The following is a 22,351-nucleotide window of genomic DNA, read 5'->3' on the forward strand; positions in this document are numbered from 1 at the left end:
GATTCCGGGTGACTCCGGGTGAGGTCGTCCGATGCCTCCCGGCTCACCTGCGTCGTCGGGACTCTCCGAGTCGTCCGAGGATAGGCCCGGGCGGAGCGCAGGCACGCGCCGGGCAGCGTACGCCCCTGCCCCTCCCGGCGTACGGACGGTAGTCGCGGGAGCACTACACTGCACCCCCGGGACGTGCCCGGGCGTGGTCGGGGCGGTTCGGAGGGTAAGGGGAACGGGTGCGGATTCGGCTCCTCGGCCCGGTGGAACTGCGCACCGGGGCGGACGGCTTCACGACGCCACCGGGGGCCCAGCGGCGGGCGGTCCTGGCCCTCCTGGCCCTGCGGCTGGAACGGGTGGTCCCGGTCGACGACTTCTACGAGCTGCTCTGGGGAGAGTGGCCGCCGGCCAGCGCCCGGGCTGCGCTCCAGGGGCACGTCGCCGTACTGCGCAAGGCGCTCGCCGGCAGCCCGTTCGTGCTGCACACGCGGTCCCCCGGCTACCTGCTCACCGGCCCCGCGGACGAGGTGGACGCGCTGCGCTTCGAGGCGCTGGCAGGGCTGGCCGCCGAGCACGCCGCCCGCCGCGACCGCGGCGCGGGCAAGGCGAACGGCGAGGACGACACGGACGGCACGGACGGCACGGACGACCTGGCGATCGGTCTGCTGGAGCAGGCGTTGCGACTCTGGCGCGGCCGTGCGCTGGCCGACCTGCCCGACACCGCGCCGCGCCGCGCCGTGGTGGACCAGCTGGTCCAGGCCCGCACCCGGGCCCTGATCACCTGGGCCGGACTGCGGCTGCGCCAGGGCAGCGGCGCGGCGGCCGTGCCCGTGCTGGAGCAGACCGTCCGGGCCGACGGGCTGCGCGAGGAGGTGGTGGCCCTGCTGGTCCGCTGCCTGCACCAGGCCGGACGGCCGGCGGACGCACTCGCCGCGTACCACCGGGCCCGCGGGCTGCTCGACCGCGACCTCGGCATTCCGCCCGGCCCGGCCCTCCAGGCGGCCCTCGCCGAGGTACTCGCCGGGGACGGGGACAGCCGGCCCGCGCCGCCCCGGTCCGGTGCGGCCCGGCCAGCGCCGGCCGCACCGGCCCCGGGCAGGCCGGATCCGCCGGCCCGCGCGACGCCACGTCAGCTCCCACGTCGCCCCGTGGATTTCGTCGGCCGGACGGCCGAGTGGGAGTGGCTGGACCGCGTCTGCGGACCGGACCGCACCGAGGGCCGGCCGGCGCTGGTGGTCGGCCCGGCCGGGGCCGGGAAGAGCGCCACCGTCGCCGCCTGGGCCCACCGGGTGGCCACGGGCTTCCCGGACGGCCGGCTCTTCGCCGACCTGCGCGGCTTCGACCCGGCCGGGCCGGCGGACCCGACCGAGCTGCTGGGCCGGTTCCTGCACGCCCTGGGAGTGCCCGCGTCCGACGTCCCAGCGGACCGGGCCGGCCGGGCCGCCCTCTACCGCGCACGGACGCACGGACGGCGCCTGCTGGTGGTCCTGGACAACGCCCTCGACGCCGGACAGGTCACCGATCTGCTGCCGGGCGGGGCGCTCTGCGCGACCGTGGTCACCAGCCGCGGGTCGCTGGAGGACCTGCTGGTCACCGAGGGGGCCGCCCTGCTGCGCCTGGGCGCGCTCCCCGACTCCGACGCTCTGCGGCTGCTGGAGCGCAGCCTGACGCCCGCCCGGGTGCAGGCCGAGCCGGCGGCCGCCGCACGGCTGGCCGAGCTCTGCGACCGGCTGCCGCTGGCGCTGCGGACAGCGGTCGCGCGGCTGGCCGCCCGGCCGGACTGGGCGATCGCCGACCTGGTCGCCGAACTCGCCGACGAGCGCACCCGCCTGGCCGCCCTGGAGGCGGACGGGGTGCCCGGCATGTCCGACGCACTGGAACTGACGCATCGCCATCTGTCGCCCAGTGCCGCGCTGTTGTTCACTCTCCTCGCCGCCCACCCGGGCCGGGAGGTGGACGCGCTGGCGTGTGCGGCGCTGCTCGGTGGCGAGCCGGCCGCTTCCCGCGACGCGCTGGGCGAGCTGACCGCCCACCACGTGCTCACCGAGACCGCCCCCGGGCGGTACGGCCGGTCCGAGCTGGTCCGCTTGTTCGGTTCCCAGCTGCTTGCCGAACACCCCGACGGACTCCAACGCCTGGGCACGGAGCGGCTGTTGGACTACTACCTGGAGGCGGTCCGGCGCTTCGGCGAGCACCTGGAACCGGGCCAGGACGGCTACGGCGAGCGCGCCCACCCGCCGGCCGCGCTGCCGCAGGCGGTCGGCGCCCGCGGCGGGCTCGACTGGTTCCGGGCCGAGGAGTCGGCGATCCGCGCGCTGGTCACGACGGCCGCCGGCACCGATCCCCCGCGGGCCTGGCGGCTGGCCATGAGCGCCAGTGCGCTCTACTACGGTTCCAGCCGCTTCTCCGACTGGCTGGAGTGCCTGCGCGCGGGCGAGCACGCAGCCGAGGCCTGCGGCGACCGAATCGGCACCGCACTGCTGCGCGGCGTCCTGGCCAACGCCCTGCTCGGGCTGGAGCGCCGCCAGGAGGCGGCCGAGGCCGCCCGGAAGGCGCTGGCCGGCACCTCCCCCGGCGATGGCTACCCGCACATCCGGGCGCTCGTCAGCCTGGCCATGGCCGTCGCCATGCTGGGGAACACAGCCGAGGCCACCCGGCTCGCCGCCACCGCGTCCGCGCTGGCCGGGGAGTGCGGCGACCCCCGACAGCTCTCCTACGCCCTCGGCTACCAGGCCGGGGTGAGCCTGCTGGCAGGCGACCCGGAGAGCGCGCTGCGCCAGGCCCGCGAGGCCAGGGACCTGCTGCCGGACCATCCGGCTGCGACGATCCACCTCTGGTCGATGCTGACCGAGGCGCACGCCATGCAGACACTCGGCGGCCACGAGGCGGTCGAGTTGGCCTGGCACCGGGTGCTGGCCGCCTGCGAGGAGGCGGGGCAGCTGCACATGCGGGCCATCGCCGAGCAGTCCTTCGCCGCTTTCCTGCTGGCCCGGGGCCGCGAGCCGGAGGCGGTCGGGCGCCTGCGCTCGGCCCTCGACCGCTTCCGTTCGCACGCTCATCTGGCCGGCTCGGCCAGCGAACTGACCACCGTCGTCGAGGAGTCCCTGAACCTGCGGACAGGCCAGCGCTCCTGACGATGCGTCATTCACCGACCCGGGGCACCGCGGCCGCCCGGCGCACTCCAGTCCCGGGCCGTGCGGCAGCGGGCGGCACGGCGTACTCCTCCTTCGGGCCGTACCCCTGCTCCGCCGCCAGGATCGGACGCAGCGCGCGGACGGCGTAGAAGTTGCGGGACTTGACGGTGCCGGGCGGCACCCCGAGCCGAGCCGCGGTGTCCGCCACCGACCGGTCGTTCAGGTGCAGCTCGACCAGCACTTCGCGGTGGTGCTCCTGCAACCGCCGCAGCGCCCGGTCGACGTCCCGGGCCACCACCACCTGGTCGTACGGGTTGTCGGGGCGCGGACGGTCCTCCGTCGACTCGCCGAGCGCCTCCCGGGCGCGGGCGGCGGCCATCCGGTAGTGGTCGATGGCGATCCGCCGGGCGACCGTGAACAGCCAGGGCCGGCTCTGCTCGGGTCCGGCCGACAGCGCCTCGGGGTGTTGCCAGGCGCGCAGCAGGGTCTCCTGCAGGATGTCCTCGGCCTTGCCGCGGTCTCCGCCGGTCGTCCGCAGCAGGGCGCGGAGCAGGTAGCCGCCGTGCAGGCGGTGGATTTCGGCGAGCGTGTCCGGGTCGAGGGTCGGGCGGGCCGCGTCCCGCGAGGCCGCGGCGGCCCGGGGCTCGTCGGGTTGCGAGGTGACGGGCAGCGGCTCCGCGCACACCGGGGTGGCGGCCTGCGGGACGACGGGGTGGAGCGGGGTGGCGGACGGCGTGGACACGCGCTACCTCCGGGTCGGGAAGGGGCGGGGCACAGACCGACGGAATCCCCCCGGCGGCCGAGCAACCAGGCTGCCGGGGGCCGCCAAGAGTCCGCCAACAATCCGCCAATGCCCGCCCGTCACCGGCTCAACTCCGGGTGAGCGCGCCGATCAGGTCCTGGATCCCGTCCTCACCACGATGCTCGATCAGCACGGCGACCCACTCGGTGAGCCGTTCCCGCTCCGCCGCGGACCAGGCCGGTGCGGACGGGTGCTCGTCGACGAACAGCGCCGCCGCGAGCGGCAGCAGGCCGGGCGAGGGGTCCGGGCGCGCCGGCCCGTCCGGCAGCGCGCGCAGCGCGATCCGCCGGGCGGCGGCGATCACGTCGTCCGCCGGTGCCAGGGGGAGCGCCAGCGCGGGCGGCCCGGGCAGGCTCTCCGCCCCCTCGCTCACCAGAGCCGCGACGAAGTCGCGCGGTCTCGGTCCGTCCGGTGCCATTGTTGCCCCTTCCCCCGCCCCGCAACGGGACGCACGCCGATTCTCCTCGATGGTGCCCGACAGCGGTCGGACACCACCGAGGAGACGGTATCGAGTCGCCGCCGAATCAGGCGGGGGATTTCCGGCGGCCGGCCTGACGGCTGCCCCGGCCCGCCGGTCGACCTGCGGTCAGAACGTCTGCCAGTCGTTGTCGGCCGGCGTGTTGAGCGTCCGGATCCGCTCGCCCTCGCGGTCGTCGAAGGTGTCGGTGGCGATCTTGAAGGAGCTCTGGTTGGGCTTGATGCCGTAGAGCACCACCTTCTCCTTGCTCTGGCCGCTCAGCGACAGGCCGACACACCGCCCGGGCTCGGCGATCACCGTGGCCATGTCGCCCCGCTTCGGGAACACCGCGTACGACGGGTAGTTGCCGAACGAGCACAGCACGAAGTTCGCCCCGGCCGGGATGGCCGGCTTGGCCGGCACGTCCGCGGCCCGGGCGGAGGTGGCGCCGGTGAGGCCGACGAGGCCGGCCGCCAGCACCAGGCCGGCCGTCCTGGCAGCGCGGGTCGTGGTGGTGCGCATGGGGTCCTCCAGAGGATCGGGACGAGCGCCGAGTGCGCCCTGCTCCCCTCAACGGTCTTGCCGCCGGGCATGGTTCACCTGGTCACGGCACTGCCGCGGGAACGGCCGCCCGGGCCCGCCGCCGGGTGCCGGGTGAACCGGGACGAGCCGCGAGCCGTACTCCTGGCTGAACGGACCGGTCGAACGGACCAGGTGATCGGGCCGGTCGAACGGACCGGTCCGGCGGGCCGACAGGGCGGGCCGGCAGGGCGGACCCACGAACCAGGAGGACACTGGATGGCTCACTTCGACGGCACCCTCGGTACGGCGTGCCGCCCCGACCCGTACGTCCCGGACTACACCCCGGCCGCCTGGCCCGACCCGGTACCGCTGGTCGCACGGCGCCCGCTCGACCCCCTGGGCACCCAGCTGATCCCGTCCGCCGAACGGTCGCTGTTCACCCGTGGCGCGGATCCCGGGACGACGGCCACCGGGACGGCCACGACGACCGCCCCGACCACGGCCCCGACGCCGGCCGCGCCGCAGAGCCCGGACCTGCCCTGGATGTCCTCGTGCGCGGGCCCCGCACCGGCCTCGGTGCCGGCACGCCAGGCGGTGGCCCCGCTGCCCCGGCCGGCCGTCGCCGGGGCCGTCACCGGGGCCACGCCCGGACCGCAGCGCCCGCGCGCGCTGCGGCTGCCGTTCGTGGGCGGCGGGGAGGAGCAGCGGCGGCGCCTGGTGGACCGGGTCCGCACCCCGCTGCTCGGCTGTCACCGGATCACGGTGCTGGGCCCGGCTGCCGACGTCCGGCGGACCGGCGTCACGGTGGCGCTCGGCGCCCTGCTGGCACACCACCGGCCGGACCGGGTGATCGCCGTCGGCCTCGACGGCACGCACTCCGGCCGGCCCGGCGCCGCTCCGCAGGGGAGCCCGCAGCCGGGCCCGCACGCGGGCGGGTGGGCGGTGGGCGACCTGTTCGCGGCGGTACCCGTACCGGCCGCCCTCGCCCGTCCGCCCCGGGCCACCGACCGCCCGGCCGGCGGGCTGGAGGTACTGACCGTGCGTCCGGACCTGCCGGTCCCCGCCCTCGACGGAACGGGCTACCGGCAGGTGATGGCGACGCTGAGCGGGCAGTACCCGCTGATCCTCAGCGACGCCTCGGCCGCGGCGGACGACGTCCGGCGGGCCGCCGTCGAACTCGCCGACCAGCTGGTGATCTGCGCGCGGGCCTCGGCAACCGGCGCGAAGGACCTGTCCAGCCTGCTGGAGCACCTGGTCGTGCAGGGACACGGCGAGTCGGTTCGCGGCGCCGTCATCGTGTTCTCGCCCTGCCCGCGCTCGGCGGCGGGCACCGACCGCCCGGTGCCGGCCAGTGATCTGATCGCGCACTTCGGCACCCGCTGCCGAGGCGTCGTCGTCGTTCCCGCCGTCCGCCGGTCCGCAACGGGCGGCTCGGCGGACCAGGCCCGCTCGGGGCCGCGGGCCTGGTCGGCCCTCCTGGAGCTGGCGGCGCTCGTCGGCGACGCACTGGCCGCTCCCAGCCCGGCTCTCGCCCTCCCGCTGAGCGCGACCGGCCCCCACCTCGCCGCCACCGCCACCGGTGGGCCGGTCCTGGCCAATCCTCGTCATTGAGCGGTGTGCATCGTCCGGGCGACTTCGTGGTTCGTGAGGACCGGCAGGGACCCTGACCAGTGCGCTCCCCGCTTCGGGTCGGTGCGGACCTTGCCGAGAACGCGCCAGTGCGTCAGGGCGCACGGCTTGCCTGTCCAGGACGCCGACGCCGGTGCGGGGCGATCTGCGAGGTCAGGCGCCGGTCAGCGCTGCCGGTGCGTGGTCCGTCTCCCTGAGGGAGGCCGACAGGGCGCGGGCCTCGTGTTCGGTCATCCGGGGGGTGTCGTACGGCACGGCGTTTGACCCAACGCTGGGTCAGCCGGGCGATCCGCTCGCCGTACCGCTCCGCGGTGATCCGGTCGCCGCGCGATCCGGCGTGCTCCGGCCCCTGGTCGGCGTGGCTCTGGCTCATCGGACCCAGCCACGAGCCCAGCCGGTTCACGTCGTCGCGGGCGCCACCGCTCCAGTTGTTGCCCGGCATGTCGCCCACGCCGAATACACCGGTCACCAGCTGCTGTTGCGCTGCCTGCCGCAACTGCGTGACCGCTTCCCCGACGTGACGATCGTGCCGGAGGCCATGCCGACCACAGCCCAGCTCACCCGGCCCCACCAGATCAACAGCGGTCTCTGCGACCGCCTCCTGTCCGCCTTCCACATCGGCGGAGCCGATCTGCGCATCATCAGGACCGCCGACAGCGTGCACGCCATCGCCGCCCATGTCGCTGCGGGAACGGGCATCGGCATCACCGTCGAATCCGCACTCGACCACCAGCCACCCGGCCTGCGCATCATCCCCCTCACCGGCCCTTCGACCACCGCCGACCAGGTCGTCCTCACCCCCACCGAGCCCTCGGACACCGCCACGGCACTGCGCGACCTGCTGCTGCAGGCCTCGGCGGAGTCACCCTCCACCGACCACTGAGGCGGCGGGTCTCCGCACGCCCCTGGTCACCCGGTCCGGCCCGGGCGGTCCGCCGCCCGTCGGCCTCGCTCCGGTACTGGCGGGAAGTGCCGTCCGTCTCCCGGCCGCTACCGGGGCCGGGGCGGGGGCGGGGGCGGGGCGGGGGCGGGGGCGGGGCGGGGGCGGGGGCGGGGCGGGGGCGGGGGCGGGGCAGGATCGCCCGGCTGACGGCCGGCCCTGTCACGCCCCGCCGCCCGGCTCGGGCTTCGGCGGCTGCCAGCCACGGGCGCGGCCGCGGGGGCCGATCGCCGCGGCCAGGGCCACCAGCGCTATCACGCCCAGCGCGCCGAGTGCCACGACGGCGGCCTGGCGGGGTGCGGCGGAGGCCGGGCGGGCGGGCGGCATGACCGGGACGGTCGGGGTGGCGGGGGCCGTGCCGGCGGGGGACGGTGTCGACTGCTCCTGGGCGAGGAGGCTGGTGACGGCCGCCACCGGGTCCACCGTGCCGTGGCCGACCTGCGGGTCGGGCACCGCGCCGCCCGCGCGGTAGGCGGTGGCCTCCAGACGGTGCGCCAGCTGGTCCGCGCTCAGGCCGGGCCGGTAGCCGAGCACCAGCGCGGCGGCTCCCGCCACGAAGGCCGTGGCGTAGCTGGGCCCGGAGCCCGTGTAGTAGCCGCCAGCGGTCGGACCGGTGCTCATCACCGCGTCTCCGGGGGCCGTGAGATCCACCCGGCCACCGACCGCGGCCGCGCCGTCCTCCGGGAGCGCGCCGCCCGGGCCGAGGTCGCGGACGGCCAGCACCTCGGGATACGCGGTCGGGTAGACCGGCTCCGGCTTCGCGTCGCCCTGGCTGCCGGGCATCACGTCCGGGGCCGCCGGGGCGACGACCAGCGCACCCTTGCTCCGGGCCAGGCGCACGGCGGCCGCGAGCGCGTCGCTGCCGGTGGGAACGGTGACGCCCACGTCGATGACGCGCGCGCCCCGCTCGGCCGCGGCCGTGATCCCCTGGGCGAGGAGGTCGGGGGAGGTGGCGCCGGTGTCGTCGGTGACGCCCACCGCGAGGATCCGGGCGTGTGGGGCGAGGCCGGCGAAACCGGCGCCGTCGCGCCGGTCGGCGGCGATCAGTCCGGCCAGGAAGGTGCCGTGCCCGACGCAGTCGCGGGCCGGGTCGCCGGCGTCCGGCAGCTTGGCGGCGAAGTCGATCCGCCCGGCCAGCAGGCCGGACCCGTCGGACACCCCGGACCCGAGCACCGCGACGGTGACGCCGTCGCCCTGGCTCAGCGGCCAGACCCGGTCGGGTCGCAGGAAGGTCTGCGGCCAGGGGGTGAGCTGCGTGCCCTTGGCCGAGGCCGGCAGGCAGCCGGCCGGCTTCCCGGCCGGCTGGCGGCGCAGCTGGGTGACGCCCGGCAGCGCGTCGCCCGGCGCGCCCGCTGCCGCCGAAGGTCCGGGTGTGTCGGCCCGGGCCGCGCCGGCCGGTAGCAGGACGCCCGCCGACAGTACGACCCCGGCCAGCACGGCGCCCGCCGACCCGACGCCGGGGGGACGGCGGACCGCCGCGTTCATACGAGGCTGCCGATCCGCTCGGCCGGGATGTCCTGCGGTAGCAGCAGGCTCAGTTCGGCCAGGTCGGCCACGTCCAGGCGGGTCAGTCGCCCGGCCTGCCGGGTGATCATCGCCTCCAGGACCTGCCGGGCGAACCGGCCGTTCCCGAAGGACCGGTCGCGCGGGACGGCTCCGAACAGCCCACCGAGCGCCGCCAGAGTCTCCGGCGTGCAGCGGTAGCCGGCCGACTCGGCCTGCATCCGGACGATGGTGACCAGTTCCTCGTCCGCGTAGTGGTCGAAGGTGATCTCCCGGGAGAAGCGGGACGCCAGGCCCGGGTTGGAGGCCAGGAAGCCGCGCATCTCCTCCTGGTAGCCGGCCACGATCACGACGACCTCGTCGCGGTGGTCCTCCATCAGCTTCATCAGGGTGTCCACCGCCTCCTGGCCGAAGTCCCCGCCGGCGCCGTGGCGCGGCGTCAGGGTGTAGGCCTCGTCGATGAAGAGGACGCCTCCGCGGGCGCGTTCGAAGGCGTCCCGGGTCAGCTGGGCGGTGTGGCCGATGTAGCGGCCGACCAGGTCGGCGCGGGCGGTCTCGATCAGCTGGCCGCCCGGCAGCACGCCCAGCTCGGCGAGCAGTTCGCCGTAGAGCCGGGCCACGGTGGTCTTGCCGGTGCCGGGCGGCCCGGAGAACACCAGGTGGTGGCTGATGACGGCGGCCGGAAGCCCGGCCTCGACCCGGCGCCGGGTCTGCCGGGTGAGGTTGACGAGGTCCTCCACCTGTTCCTTCGCCGCGCCGAGCCCGACCATCGCGCGCAGCCGGTCGAGCAGGCCCGGTTCTTCGGGTTGCTCGCCGCCGGCGGTGGCGCGCGCCGCCGCGGCGGCGGCATGCTCGTCCACGTCGGCGGGGACGAGGACCGCCAGGTCGGCGTTGTCGAGGTGCTCCAGCTCGGCGAGCCGGGAGGCCTGGCGGTCCACCATCTCCTCGAAGACTTTTCGGGCGGCCCGGCCGTTCCCGAAGTCGGCTCCCCTGGGCATCCGTTCGAAGTGCTGGGCGAGCGCCTCACGGGTGCCGTCGGCGAGTTCGTAGCCGTGGCCGGACGCCGCCCGTTCGACGATGGTGCTGAGTTCCTCGACGCTGTAGTTCGCGAACTCGACGGTCCGGCTGAACCGGGACGCGAGGCCCGGGTTGGAGGCCAGGAAGGCGCGGATCTCGGCCTCGTAGCCGGCCACGATCACCACCAGGTCCTGGCGGTGGTCCTCCATCAGCTTGACCAGGGTGTCGATCGCCTCCCGGCCGAAGTCCGGGCCGTTCCCGCCGGACCCGGCCGACAGGGTGTAGGCCTCGTCGATGAAGAGAACCCCGCCGAGGGCCTCCTTCACCACCTCGGTGGTCTTCAGCGCCGTACCGCCGATGACCGAGGCGACCAGGTCGGCCCGGGCCACCTCGACCAGGTGGCCGCTGCGCAGCACGCCGAGCTCGGCCAGGATCGCGCCGTAGAGCCGGGCGACGGTGGTCTTGCCGGTGCCGGGCGGCCCGGCGAACACCAGGTGCCGGCTCATCGGCAGCGTCGGCAGCCCGGCCTGCTCGCGGCGCCGGGCGAGCTTGTTCAGGTTGACCAGGGTGGCGACCTGCTCCTTGACCCCCTCCAGGCCGACCAGCGTCCCCAGGACGGCCTGCGGGCCCTGTGGCCCGGGCGCGGGGCGGGTCGGCGGCACTCCGTCGGCCACCGCGGCGGCCTCCCCGTCGGTCGCGGCGGCTGCGGCGGTGGCCGTGCCGTGGGCGTCCGCCGTGCGGTTGTCGCGGCTCTCCAGGTTCTCCACCGAAAGCCGTTCGCTCGGCTCGCTCTGGCGCAGGCCGGCGCCCTGGTTCTCGGCGACCACGCAGTCGGTGAGCCGGACCGGCTCGGCGGACTCCGAGCGGATGCCGTCCACCGTGTTCCCGGTCAGCCGGCAGCCCGTCAGGGTGGCCCGGGCGCCGGGCAGCAGGTGGAGCCCGTGCCGGCGGTTGGCCCGCAACCGCGACCTGGTGGCGGTCAGCTCCCCGCCGCGCTCGACGCTCACCCCGTCGTAGGCGTTGTCGGCCGCCTCGACCTCGCGCAGGGTGGCGATGCCGTCGGCGCCGACCGAGATCCCGCTGGCCTGGCTGCCGCGCACGGTGCCGCCGCCGAGGTAGGTGTTGGCGCCGTCGGCGATCCGCACGCCCGACCTGCCCGAGTCGACCACGGTCGCCTCCTCCAGGCGGCCGCGCCCGTCCCGCAGCACCTCGACGCCGTGTCCGGCCGCGGCGGCCACCACGATCCGGCGCAGCAGCGGGTTGGCGCCCTCGCGGACGACGATGCCGGTCCCGGCCGCGTCGCGCACCTCCAGACGGTCGAACTCGGCGACGCTCTCCCCGGTCAGTTCCACCCCGTCGGTCTCGCTGTCCCGCACCACCGTCCGGACCAGCGTGGGGCCGGCCGACTCCCCGACGAAGATGCCGGCCTGGGCGGCGGCGGTGACCTCGCAGTCCTCGAAGGTGCCCCGGGAGCGGCCGGCGATGTGCAGGCCGTGGCCCTGGGTTCGGACGGCGCGGCAGCGGCGCAGCAGGGGGTCGGTGCCGTTGGCGAGGAGGAATCCGTGGCCGCGGACGGCGGTGACGGTGCACTCCTCCAGTACCACCTGGGCGGTGGAGCCGAGGAAGACGCCCTGCTCGCTGTCCCGGATCTCGGTCCGTACCAGCCGTGTGGTGCTCTGCTCCTCCAGTGCCACGGCCGGCTTGTCGGTGGCGGAGATCTCGCAGTCCTCGATCACCCCGCGGGACTCGCCGTTGGCGCACACGCCGTTGCCCCGGGCGTCGCGCAGCACGCAGCGCCGTACGACGGGGTTGGCCCGCTCGCCGATCACCAGGGCCGAGGTGCCCAGGTGCTCGACCACGCTGTCCTCGATCACGCTGGTACCGGTCGAGGTCTCGACCAGTCCGGCGCCGGCCGGGTTGGTCACCCGGCAGCCGCGCATCGCCAGCGAACCCTGCCGGCGGGTCAGCACGGCGGTCCACGAGTTGCCGACCACCTCGCAGTCCTGAAGCGCCAGTTGGCCCTGTGGCACGTCCACGGCCGGCAGGTCGTCGTCCTGCCCCTGGAGCACCAGGCCGGTCAGCTGCACCGCCTCGGCGAGGACCTGGACCACGGAGCCGCGCCGCGGACTGATCCGCACGCTGCCCCGGACGTCCTCGGCCGTGATGGTCACCATCTTGGTGACCACCAGGTTCTCCTCGTACCGGCCGGGGCGCACCGAGATCACCGCGCCGCTGCGGGCTGCCTGAAGGGCTTCACCGATCGTGCGGTAGGAGTTGGACTCCCGCTGCTCCGCGCAGACCGTCAGCACCGGGCGCGACATGCCAGGGGTTCCCTTCGTTGGGGCGATTCGTCGAGGCGACTTCGTTGAGGTGACTTCGTCGAGGTGATGGGGGTGGGGCTGGTTCAGGAGGGCGTGCAGGTGGCCCGGATCGCGCTCGCCGCGTGGTGGGCGTAGGTCTTGGTGCTGTCGTGCCAGTCCAGGCCGCGGGTGTGCAGGGTGACGGAGAGCGAGCCGTGGTAGGGATACGTCCCCTGGTTCACCCAACGGCCCCGGTTGGCGGTCTGGTTGATGGAGAAGGAGCCGGAGGAGCTGCCGCTCTGCACGGTGTAGTAGGTCGGGTTGCCGCCGACCTTCTTCACGTCGCCGTCGGCCGGGATGTAGACGGCCAGGGCGCAGCTGGAGACCTTGCCGAGGTTGAAGGTCCACACGACGGAGTTGCCGTCGTCCTTGTTCGCCGCACCGGACATGGGCACCGAGGTGTACGTCCCGTTGCAGCCGTCGCCGCTCCAGCCGCCGGAGTTGCTCCTCCAGCCGGAGATGCCCTGGTCGAACCACTTGCCCTGGCTGTACGAGACGCCCTTGCCGCCGCAGTACGGCCCGGCCACCGCGATCACGGGGGCGGGGGCCGGGGGCGGGGCCGGGGCCGGGTTGGAGACGGGCTTCGGCGGCGCCGGCTGTTGCGGAGCGCCGGCTGGGTTGCCGCCGGCTCCGGGGGCCGGCGCCACCGCGCCGGCGCCGGTGGAGTTCGCGGCCCCGGCGGACCCGGGCGCCGGCCGGCCCGCGGCCGGGGCGCCGCCGGAGCCGCCCCCTGGCCGGCCGCGGGCGCATCGGCTGCGGGCACCTGGTCGCCCGGGCTGGGCGTGACCGGGCCGGTCTCCCCGCCGGGCACGGACGAACCGGGCGTCGTCCCGGGCGAGGCCGAGGCCCCGCCGCTGCCGCCGTGTTCGTCGAACCCGGGCACGAAGCCGTTGCCGCCGTCGCCGCCCTGCGGACCGTACCCGGCCGGCGGGGCGTCCGCCTGCGCCGGCCCGTGCTTCGGCTCGGCCGCGCCGAACCTGGCCGCCACCACCGAGCCGCCGACCAGCACTAGCCCCGCCGCGACGGCCGCCGCGATCATCGGCCGCGACACCCGGCCGGGCTTCGGGCCGGGCGCCCCGGCGTCCGCGTCGGGGCCGGACTCGGCCGGGACGGCGTTGGCCAGTGCCTCCGCCGTGCCGGCCGCCGACGGTCCGGCCTCGGCGACGGCCCCGGGCGGGGCCGGCGGTGGGGGCACGGCGGGCGCGGCACCGGACACCGCGCCTGCGCCGCCGATCACGCCCGCCGGGGCACCGGCCGGCTGTGCGGCCACACCGGCCTGCTCCGCCGCGGAGGTCTCCTCCTCCGCTCCTGCCTCCGCCGCCACGGCCCAGTTCACCTCGGGGAGCCGGAACCCGGCTGTTCCCTGCGCCTGCGCACCGCGCCTCTCCTCGCCCACTTCAACCCCTGCCCTCGACGACACTCCTGTGGGGAGGTACGGACGGCACGCCCGCCGAGGTTCAGATCTCCTGCCCGACGGTCCACACCGGGGCGTCCTGCGGCTCCGGCGGGGTCAGGATGAACGCCACCGCGCGCTCCAGCACCTCGGGTTCCGGTACGGCCGGCAGGTCGTCGCCCTGCGCCCGGACGTGCGCGAGCAGGCCCGCCTCGGGGGCCAGACCGTACTCGTCGAGGTAGTAGGTCACGGTGTCGGTCCAGATCCACCGCCCGTCGGTGCGGAAGCCCATCGGCACCACGCCGCCGCGCTCCGGCTCCACCACGTCGTCCATCAGCATCGGGGTCAGCAGCACGGCCGTCCCCTCGCGCAGATACCGGGCGACGGCCTCACGCCCGGCACCCGCCTCGATCCGCGGACGCCCCGGCGCGAAGCCCGGGCCCGTCAGCGGATCCACCACGTCGAACACCGCCGCGAGTTCGAATCCGCCCTGCACCGTCTCAGCCATCCGCGCACTCCTCACACATCCTGGGCCTTCGTCTCCTCCGACGGGCCGGCGGTGCTCCGGGGTTCACCGTCGGGGTCGGCGGCCGTCCCCAGGTCGAGACGGAAGCGGGCGGGGTGGGCCAGGCGGATCCGGTCGGCGGGCGCGACGGCGTCCCGCCGGCCGAGCCAGGCCCGCAGGCGGTCCGGGGCCGGGCGGATGCCGCCGACCTCGTGCAGCAGGACCCGCGCCGGGCGACCCGCGGCGGCGTCCGGCGGGTCGACGTCCACCACCTCGAAGCTGCTCCCCGGCGCGAAGACCACGGTCGGCTGCTCGCCCGGCTCGCCGAAGGCCGAGGTGCGGCGCCCGCGGACGGACCAGATGGCGAACTCGATCCCGACATCCTCGCCGAGGTCGGCGCCCACGGCGGCGATCCCGCTCACGGGGGCCGGCTCGGTCAGGACCGTGCCGGGGGCATAGCGGGCCGGGTCGGACCGTCCGGCCGGGGCGGCGGCCACCACGCCGCCGTAGTGGCTGGGGAGCCGGCGCAGACCGGCGGCGAGGCAGCGCAGGTAGGAGCCGAGCGGGCCGGATGCGGCCGCCCGCGCCGCCGCGGTGACCTCGGCCCGTCCGGCCGGGAGGCCGGCGTCGGTGTGGTGCAGCAGGACGGCGACCAGTTCGGGCCGCGGGTCGTCGTCCGTGAGCGCGCGAAGACCGGGCAGGCGGGTCGTCGCGTCGTCGGCGCGCCGGGCCCAGCGCTGGTACGCGGGCCCGAGTGCGGCGACCAGCACCGCACGGTCCTGGGCCAGAGTGGTGGGCCCGGCCTCGGCCGGCGGGGGTGCGGGGACGGGGTCCGGCTCGGGGGCGGCGGCCCCGGCAGGATCGGCGGGCCCGGACGCGAGGGGGGCAGCGGCGGCGGGCGCCGGTACCCAGGCAGGTCCCGGCGGCCCGCCTGAGGTCTCGTTCCGGGCGGGCGCGTCAGGCGCGGGCACCGCCTCGGACGCCGACGTCTGCACGACCGTAGCCGTGACCACCGCCGTCTCCGTCTCCGGTTCCGTCTCTGTCCCCGTCTCCGTCCCCGTTTCGGTCACCGTCTCGGTCACCGTTTCAGTGACCGTGGCCACCGCCATGGCCGTAGCCGTCGCCACCGGAGGAACCTCCGTCGGCTGCGGCACGGCGGGCGGTCTCACCGCCCGCTCCGCCTCCAGCCAGTGGAGCCCGTGCATCCGCGCGCAGAACCTGCCCACCGCGTCCGACTCCAGGTCCGTCGTCCCGGCCACCAGGAGCGCCAGGCGTGCCGTCCCGGAGGGGGCCTCGTCGAGCGGGGGGAGGCCGGCGAGCAGGCCGCCGAGGTGGTCCCAGACGTCCTGGGTGACGGGCTGTCCCGGGGCGCCGACGACGAGGACCGGCTGCCCGGGGTCGGGGCGGCGCAGCCGGGGGCCGCGGTCCGCGGTCCCCTCCGGGTGCAGCCAGAGGCCGGCCGCGACCGCCTCCAACTCCCAGCCGGGGAAGGCCGGGTAGCGCGCGAGACCTGGGGCCGCCGGACCGTCCGGCCGGCTGCGCCGGCCGACTGCGGTGACCGTGCGGCCGACCGGGCAGGCGGACAGTTCGGTGAGGTACGGCTCCCAGCCCGGCGTGCCGTCCGCGGCCACGTGGACGCTGCGGTGGGCGGTGCCGGGGGGCGTGCCGTGGCCGACCGGCAGGCCGACGGCCGCGCGTACCTCGCGGCCGAGCGAGGCCGCCAGCACCGCGGCGAGGTCGACCAGTTCGATCGGCTCTCCCCAGGGCGCGCTGAGCGTGGGCACGGCGTCGCCGGCGGCGGCGAGCAGGAGGGACGCGGCGTTGGCCAGCTGGCCGCCGGTGGGCAGCCGCCCGCCGGGCTCTCCGAGCACGAGCAGCAGGGTGCCGTCCTGGCCTGCCGCCCGGTCGAGGACGGGGAGCCGCGCGGCCGGGGCGGTGCCGGTCACCCAGAAGGCGCCGCCGGGCAGGGCGGTAATCGTGGCGGCGGCCGGCCAGCGTTCGCCGAGCGCTTCGGCCGGGCCGCCGGGCCGACAGCGCCACCAGGAGCCGCCCGGCACCTGGAGGGTGCCGTCGGCCTCGACGGAGACCACGGCGTCCGGCCCGACCACCGTCAGCCCCGTTCGCCGGGCGAGCAGTTCGGCGGGGCGCCGGCCGTCCGTCCCGGTCGCGGCCAGCCCGGAGGCGGCCAGGACCAGGGTGTCGGCACCGCGCCCGGACGCGGCCCGGGCCAGTTCCGCGAGCGACGTGCTCAGGACGGGTGCGGCGTCGGCGGCGGCGGCGAGCAGCAGCACCGTCCCGGGCTCGGCCCGCACCGGGTCGAGGGCGGCGGCCAGCCCGGCCTGCTCGGCGGCGGGCGGTGCGATGACGAAGTGCGGGCCCATCGCGCGGAGCGTGGACGGCCCGGCGGCCCCGGATGCCGGCGGGATCATGGTCGGCCTCCTTTCTGGTGGATGCGCCTGCTCTGGGTGGATACGTCCGGCCCGGTCGGTGCGCCGGGCTGGTCGGTGCGCCGGGCGGGTGGACGGGCCCGCCGGGCGGGTGGACGGGCCCGGCGGGGACTACGGGCCCGCCGTCCCGTCCGGTTCACCGGCCGCCTCGACCAGGCGGCCGGTCTGCACCTGCACGGTGCGTCGGCGGGTGATGTAGAGGCCGCGTCCGGCGGGGAACTGGCGGGGCTTGAGGTTCCCGAACAGGTGGCCCTCCGAGGGCGGGCAGGAGAGCAGCAGCGACGGCGAGTTGACCTCCTGGAGCTTGCGCAGCAGCGGGTCGCTCAGGGCTCGGCCGATGCCGTTGGCGCCGCGGGCGACCACCAGGTGCAGGCCGATCTCCGTGCCCTGGGCGAGGTCTTCGAGGAGTGCCGCGAAGGGGTGACTGCCCGAGCTGCCCGAGCTGCCCGAGCCGGTGCCCACCAGCTCGTAGTCGTCGACCAGGATGAACAGTTCGGGCCCCTCCCACCAGTCGCGCAGCTTCAGCCGCGCGGGCGTGATGTCGGCGGGCGGGATGCGGTTCTTCATCGCGCGGGACGCGCCGTCCACGATCTGGCGGAGGTTGTCGACCGCGACCGCGTAGCCCAGCCGGTACGCCTCCGGCACCGCGTCGTACAGCTCGCGCCGGTAGTCGACCAGCATGATCCGCGCCTCGGCGGGCGTGTAGGCCGAGGTGATGGCGCGGATCATGAGCTTGAGCAGGTTGGTCTTGCCGGACTCGCTGTCGCCGACCAGCAGGAGGTGCGGGTTCTCCTCGAAGTCGTGCCAGAGCGGCGCGACCTCGGTGTCCTCCAGGCCGATCGGTACGCGCAACCGGCCATCGGGGGCGGGCAGTTCGGCGGCGTCGAGGGTGAGCGGCAGCATCCGCACCTCGGGCGCGCGCGGGCCGGTCCAGTGCGCGGCGACGGCGTCGACCAGGTCGGCGACGCCCTCGCCGAGGTCGTCGGTGCGGCCGGAGCCGTCGGTCCTGGGCAGCGCGGTGAGGAAGTGCAGCTGCTCGTCGGTGAGGCCGCGGCCGGGCACCTTGGGGACCTTGGCCGCCGCACGCATGTTGACCACCGAGTCGACGGAGTCGCCGAGCCGCAGCTCGAAGCGGGTCTGCAGCTGGTCACGCAGGCCGCCGGTGATCTCGCCCCAGCGGGTGGTGGCGACGACCAGGTGGACGCCGTAGTTGATGCCGCGCTGGGAGATCAGGGTGAGCGGCTGGACGAGGTCGCTGAACTCCTGGCGCAGCGTGTTCCAGCCGTCGACCACCAGGAAGACGTCCCCGTGCGGGTCGTCGGGCAGCTCGCCGGCGGCCTTGCGGCGGCGGAAGGAGGCGATCGAGTCGATACCGAGCTCGGCGAAGTACTTCTCGCGCCGGGTGATGATGCCGTTCACCTCGGCGACGGTGCGCAGTACCCGCTCGCCGTCGTGCCGGCCGGTCACCCCGCCGACGTGCGGCAGGCCGCGCAGGGCGGAGAGCGTGCCGCCGCCGAAGTCCAGGCAGTAGAACTGGGCTTCGCGCGGGGTGTGGGTGAGCGCGAGGCCGGTGATCAGGGTCCGCAGCAGGGTGCTCTTGCCGCTCTGCGGGGCGCCGGCGATGCCGACGTGGCCGCCGGCCCCGGAGAGGTCGGCGGTCAGCAGGTCGCGCAGCTGGTGGAAGGGGCGGTCGATCACGCCGACCGGGACGCCGAGGGCGCCGTGCGCGCGTGCGTCCGCCGTGGTCAGGCCGCGCTCGGGGTGCGGGACGATCGGCGGCAGCAGCTCGTCCAGGGTGGGCGGGACGTCCAGGGGCGGCAGCCAGACCCGGTGGGCGGGCGGCCCGGCGTCGCGCAGCCGGTCGGCGGCGAGCTCCAGCAGCGAGCCTGCCGTCGGCTCCTCCACCGGTTCGGCAACCGGCTGCGGCAGTTGACGTGGCGTCAGGTACTCGGTGCCGTAGGCGACCACCTGGCCGGCCAGGGCCGCCTGCTGGGCGGCGCGGCGCTTGGGACGGTAGGCCCCGGAGACGTAGGCGGCCTTGAACCGGGTCAGGGTCGAGATGTCGCTGCGCAGGAAGCCGTTGCCGGGTTGGGAGGGCAGCTGGTAGGCGTCCGGCACGCCGAGGACGCCGCGGCTCTCCATCGCGGAGAAGGTGCGCAGGCCGATCCGGTAGGAGAGGTGGGACTCCAGCGCGCTCATCCGGCCCTCGTCCAGGCGCTGCGAGGCCAGCAGCAGGTGGACGCCGAGCGAGCGGCCGAGCCGTCCGATCATCACGAACAGTTCCATGAAGTCGCGGTGGGCGGCGAGCAGTTCGCTGAACTCGTCGACCACCAGGAACAGCGTGGGCAGCGGCCGCAGCGGCGTCCCCGCGGCCCGCGCGGTCTCGTACTCCAGCAGCGAGGCGTAGCCGGCCTCGCGCAGGACCTCCTGACGGCGGACCAGTTCGCCGTGCAGCGCGTCGCGCATCCGGTCGACCAGGCCCGCCTCGTCGGCGAGGTTGGTGATCACCGCCGAGGTGTGCGGCAGGGTGTCCAGGCCGAGGAAGGTCGCGCCGCCCTTGAAGTCCACCAGCACGAAGTTGAGCACCTCGGAGGAGTGCGTCATCGCCAGCGCCACCACCAGGGTGCGCAGCAGCTCGGACTTGCCGGAGCCGGTGGCGCCGATCAGCATGCCGTGCGGGCCCATGCCGCCCTGCGCGGACTCCTTGAGGTCGAGGTCCACCGGGCGGCCGTCCGGGCCCAGCCCGAGCGGCACCCGCAGCCGCTGGGGGATGCCGCGCTGGGCCCAGAGCGCCTCCACGTCCACCGCGTGCAGGTCGGGGATGCCGAGCAGCGCGGTCAGGTCGAAGTCGGTGGCCAGCGGCTCGGCGACGTCCACCGTGTCGGCGATCCGGTAGCGGGCCAGCAGGGCGGCGAGCCTGGTCGCGGCGAGCCGGGTGAGGGCGTCGGGGCGGCCGAGGTCGGTGTCGACGTCCTTGCGGTTGCGGTCCGCGCCGACCATGGCGAGCCGTCCGCCGTCGATCCGCAGCCGCAGGGTGGTCCGGGCCGGGCGCCACTCCAGGTTCTCGGCGAGGTCGATCAGTACGGTGTTGCGGTAGCCGGCCAGCGCGGCCCGGCTGCCGGCGTGCGCGCCGGGCCCGTCGAGCACCAGCACGGTGAACGGCTCGTCGCGGTTGGGCACGGCGTCCGGCTCGTAGCCGGGGCGGCCGGTGAACTCCTCGCCGATCAACTGCTCCACCTCGACCAGGCTGCCCGCCACCAGCCGGACCGGGCCAGCCCCGTCGGTGTCGCTCGGGTGCAGCGCGTGCGGCAGCCACTTGGCCCACTCCCACGCGGCGCGCTGCTCCGGCGCGGCGACGACGGCGATCCGCAGCTCGTCCGGCCCGTGCACCACGGCCAGCTGGGCGAGCACCGCCCGGACCAGCGCCCGGGCAGCGTCGGGGTCGTCGGAGCGCAGCAGCAGCTGGGCGAAGCCGCGCAGGTGGATCGCGATCGGCTGGTCGGCCACCGTCCCGTAGGCGTGGATGAAGCGCCGCAGCGCGTGCGCGCACAGCGGCTCCAGGTCCTCGACCGGCTTGGTGGCCAGCGGGGCCAGCGGCGTCGCCAGGCGCTGGGCGCCGAGGCCGATCCGGACGTCGCTGAAGTCCGGGTGGGCGGACCGCCGCTCCCACAGGCGCGTGGTGCCCACCAGTGACCAGAGCTCGCCGGGCGCCGGGTGCCGCCACGCCAGCGCCTTGCGCTGCGCGTCGATCGAGCGCCGGGCCTGGCGGCGCACCTGGGACAGGTAGCGCAGGTAGTCGCGCCGCTCGGCGCGCAGCAGCTGCTTTCGGTCGCTGGAGCCGCGGATCAGCTGGGTGACCAGCATGCCGACCGCGGAGAGCGCCATCATGCCGACCGCGACGTAGCTGAGCGCGCCGCCGCCCTCACTGCCGCCCGGGTGCAGGAACATGAAGACCATGGACAGCGAGCCGAGCGCCATCGGCATCATGCTGATCACGCTCGCCATGCCGCTCTGCTTCTCGGGCAGGCTCGGCGGCTCCTGCAACTGCACCTCGCCGTCGGGCATCTCGGGCCCCGGGCGCCGGGGCGTCCGGTTGATCAGCACCACACTCACGTCAGGGCTCCTCACTGCCACGGCCGTCCTCCCAGGGTGACGGGCCGCGGGCCGCCCGGGGTTCAGTCGCGGTTGAACGCGTCGCGCCGCGCTGCCCGTTCGACAGGGAGAGGAAGCAGACGGACGGACCCGTACCGGAGGAGTGGCGTGAGCAGCAGTGTCGTGGCAGGACTGTGCCGATTGAGGTTCCACGCGCCGGGGGCGGCCTTCGACCTCGCCGTCCCCGCCGACGTTCCGCTCGCCGACCTGCTGCCGGCAGTCCTCGGCCACGCGGGCGCCGCACTGGCCGAGGAGGGGCTGGAACACGGCGGCTGGACGCTCCAGCGGCTCGGTGAGGACCCGCTGGACGAGGAGCAGAGCGCCGAGGCGCTGAACCTGCGCGACGGCGACACGCTCTACCTGCGACCACGCCACGAAGCCCTGCCGACGGTGCACTTCGACGACCTGGTGGACGGCGTGGCCACCGGGATGAACGAACGCGGCGACAGCTGGCGGCCCACCCTGACCCGCCGGCTGGCCATCGCGGTGGCCCTGCTCACCCTGGCCGGCGGGTGGGTGCTGCTCGCCCTGCCCGGCCCGGCCATCGCGCGGGTGGCGGCGGCCGCCGCCACGGCGGTGCTGCTGCTGCTCGGCGCCGCCAGCGCCTCCCGCGCGATGGCCGACGCCGGCGCGGGCGCCGCACTGGGCGCCGCCGCCGTGCCGTATCTGGCGCTGGCCGCCCTGCTGCTGCCCGGCGGCCCGAGCGGCGACGACCTCCTCGGCGCCCGGGTGCTGGCCGCCGCCTCGGCGGCGGCCGGTGCGGCGGTGCTCTCCCTCGCGGCCGTCGGCGGCGCCGCGCCGCTCTTCCTGGGTCTGGTCCTGGCGGCCGGCTTCGGCGTGCTGGCCGGCGTACTGGTCCTGGCCGGCCTGACGCCCGACCAACTGGTCGCGGTGATCGTGGTGTTCGCGGTGCTGGTCGGCACGTTCGTCCCGTCGTTCGCCTTCCGGCTCTCCGGCCTGCGGCTGCCGATGCTGCCGCGCAACGCGGAGGAGCTCCAGGAGAACATCGAGCCCTTCCCGGCCGACGCCGTGCTGCCGCGCAGCCTGGTCGCGGACGACTACCTGATGGCCCTCTACACCGCGATCGGAGCGGTCTGCGCGGCCTGTCTGACCCTGCTGCCCTTCGCCGACGGCTGGGCGGGCCCGGCGGAGGCCGGCGCGCTCAGCCTGCTGCTCCTGCTCCACGCACGCGCGATCGGCAGCATCCGCCAGCGGCTCAGCCTGCTCCTGCCGGGCGTGTACGGCGCCGCCGTGCTCCTCGCCCGCCAGGCGACGACCTCCTCGGCCGGCGAGCGGCTCGTCCTGCTGGGCAGCCTGCTGACCGTGGCCGTCTCCCTCCTGGTGGCGGCCTGGACGATCCCCGGCCGCCGCCTGCTCCCCTACTGGGGCCGCATCGCGGACATCGTCCACACCCTCGGCGCTCTTGCCCTGCTGCCCCTCGCCCTCCAGGCCTGCGGCGTCTACCACACCCTGCGCGGCCTGGGCGGCTGACCCGGGGCCAC

At 75.9% G+C, this 22,351-nt stretch carries 14 protein-coding genes; 4 read left to right on the forward strand and 10 right to left on the reverse strand.

The genetic code is table 11. The features are described from left to right. Positions 1-227 precede the first annotated feature (227 nt). The gene (locus OG871_RS01765) at positions 228-3,122 is read left to right on the forward strand and encodes a BTAD domain-containing putative transcriptional regulator (protein WP_371493747.1); all 2,895 of its coding nucleotides are present in this window, start codon (positions 228-230) and stop codon (positions 3,120-3,122) included. Positions 3,123-3,129: 7 nt separating this feature from the next. Here OG871_RS01765 and OG871_RS01770 read toward each other — a convergent pair whose 3' ends face one another. The 3 genes from OG871_RS01770 to OG871_RS01780 all read right to left on the reverse strand — a co-directional run bounded on the left by OG871_RS01770 (position 3,130) and on the right by OG871_RS01780 (position 4,903). Further along, the gene (locus tag OG871_RS01770) at positions 3,130-3,864 is read right to left on the reverse strand and encodes a sigma-70 family RNA polymerase sigma factor (RefSeq protein ID WP_371493748.1); all 735 of its coding nucleotides are present in this window, start codon (positions 3,862-3,864) and stop codon (positions 3,130-3,132) included. A gap of 127 nt (positions 3,865-3,991) precedes the next feature. Further along, positions 3,992-4,342: a hypothetical protein gene (locus tag OG871_RS01775; RefSeq protein WP_371493749.1), complete on the reverse strand. Its 351-nt coding sequence runs from the start codon at positions 4,340-4,342 to the stop codon at positions 3,992-3,994. 168 nt (positions 4,343-4,510) lie between these two features. Beyond that, positions 4,511-4,903: a hypothetical protein gene (locus OG871_RS01780; protein ID WP_371493751.1), complete on the reverse strand. Its 393-nt coding sequence runs from the start codon at positions 4,901-4,903 to the stop codon at positions 4,511-4,513. 276 nt (positions 4,904-5,179) lie between these two features. On the opposite strand from OG871_RS01780, the gene OG871_RS01785 reads away from it, so the two are divergent. Continuing rightward, on the forward strand, positions 5,180-6,514 hold the full coding sequence (locus OG871_RS01785) for a MinD/ParA family protein (protein WP_371493752.1): 1,335 nt from the start codon (positions 5,180-5,182) through the stop codon (positions 6,512-6,514). Positions 6,515-6,665: 151 nt separating this feature from the next. Next, the gene (locus tag OG871_RS01790; RefSeq protein WP_371493753.1) at positions 6,666-7,415 is read left to right on the forward strand and encodes a LysR substrate-binding domain-containing protein; all 750 of its coding nucleotides are present in this window, start codon (positions 6,666-6,668) and stop codon (positions 7,413-7,415) included. Between the two features lie 219 nt (positions 7,416-7,634). Here the strand turns inward: OG871_RS01790 and OG871_RS01795 are convergent, their stop codons facing one another. From OG871_RS01795 to eccCa, 7 genes are all read right to left on the reverse strand, one after another. Next, positions 7,635-8,957, reverse strand: a complete 1,323-nt coding sequence (locus OG871_RS01795) for a S8 family serine peptidase (RefSeq protein ID WP_371493754.1) — start codon at positions 8,955-8,957, stop codon at positions 7,635-7,637. Continuing rightward, a complete protein-coding gene (locus OG871_RS01800; protein WP_371493755.1) occupies positions 8,954-12,313 on the reverse strand; it encodes a right-handed parallel beta-helix repeat-containing protein in 3,360 nt (1,119 codons plus the stop codon). The genes OG871_RS01795 and OG871_RS01800 overlap by 4 nt, the downstream gene beginning before the upstream one ends. A gap of 83 nt (positions 12,314-12,396) precedes the next feature. Then, positions 12,397-12,888 carry a hypothetical protein gene (locus OG871_RS01805; protein WP_371493756.1) on the reverse strand — a complete coding sequence of 164 codons (492 nt, stop codon included), beginning with the start codon at positions 12,886-12,888 and terminating at the stop codon, positions 12,397-12,399. Next, positions 12,885-13,748 carry a hypothetical protein gene (locus tag OG871_RS01810; RefSeq protein WP_371493757.1) on the reverse strand — a complete coding sequence of 288 codons (864 nt, stop codon included), beginning with the start codon at positions 13,746-13,748 and terminating at the stop codon, positions 12,885-12,887. Before OG871_RS01810 ends, OG871_RS01805 begins: the two co-directional genes overlap by 4 nt. Positions 13,749-13,809: 61 nt before the next feature. After that, entirely contained in the window at positions 13,810-14,253 is a 444-nt protein-coding gene (locus OG871_RS01815; protein ID WP_371493759.1) for a hypothetical protein, read from the reverse strand. Positions 14,254-14,264: 11 nt separating this feature from the next. Continuing rightward, complete coding sequence (locus tag OG871_RS01820; protein WP_371493760.1) at positions 14,265-16,679, reverse strand: hypothetical protein; 2,415 nt, start codon at positions 16,677-16,679, stop codon at positions 14,265-14,267. Positions 16,680-16,808: 129 nt separating this feature from the next. Beyond that, a complete protein-coding gene (gene eccCa, locus OG871_RS01825; RefSeq protein WP_371503193.1) occupies positions 16,809-20,762 on the reverse strand; it encodes a type VII secretion protein EccCa in 3,954 nt (1,317 codons plus the stop codon). A 195-nt stretch (positions 20,763-20,957) separates the two neighbouring features. Here eccCa and eccD point away from each other — a divergent pair, with 195 nt between their 5' ends. Next, positions 20,958-22,340 (forward strand): type VII secretion integral membrane protein EccD, encoded by a 1,383-nt coding sequence (gene eccD, locus OG871_RS01830; protein WP_371493761.1) that lies wholly within the window; start codon positions 20,958-20,960, stop codon positions 22,338-22,340. Positions 22,341-22,351: the final 11 nt, after the last annotated feature.

The organism is Kitasatospora sp. NBC_00374 (genome assembly GCF_041434935.1).
Classification (GTDB): domain Bacteria; phylum Actinomycetota; class Actinomycetes; order Streptomycetales; family Streptomycetaceae; genus Kitasatospora.

What these genes read in the sequence shown, in the direction of transcription:
- OG871_RS01780 (WP_371493751.1), bottom strand. Translation starts at nt 4,903, where the DNA reads ATGCGCACCACCACGACCCGCGCTGCCAGGACGGCCGGCCTGGTGCTG.
- OG871_RS01775 (WP_371493749.1), bottom strand. Translation starts at nt 4,342, where the DNA reads ATGGCACCGGACGGACCGAGACCGCGCGACTTCGTCGCGGCTCTGGTG.
- OG871_RS01795 (WP_371493754.1), bottom strand. Translation starts at nt 8,957, where the DNA reads ATGAACGCGGCGGTCCGCCGTCCCCCCGGCGTCGGGTCGGCGGGCGCC.
- OG871_RS01785 (WP_371493752.1), top strand. Translation starts at nt 5,180, where the DNA reads ATGGCTCACTTCGACGGCACCCTCGGTACGGCGTGCCGCCCCGACCCG.
- OG871_RS01820 (WP_371493760.1), bottom strand. Translation starts at nt 16,679, where the DNA reads ATGATCCCGCCGGCATCCGGGGCCGCCGGGCCGTCCACGCTCCGCGCG.
- eccCa (WP_371503193.1), bottom strand. Translation starts at nt 20,762, where the DNA reads ATGCCCGACGGCGAGGTGCAGTTGCAGGAGCCGCCGAGCCTGCCCGAG.
- OG871_RS01800 (WP_371493755.1), bottom strand. Translation starts at nt 12,313, where the DNA reads ATGTCGCGCCCGGTGCTGACGGTCTGCGCGGAGCAGCGGGAGTCCAAC.
- OG871_RS01815 (WP_371493759.1), bottom strand. Translation starts at nt 14,253, where the DNA reads ATGGCTGAGACGGTGCAGGGCGGATTCGAACTCGCGGCGGTGTTCGAC.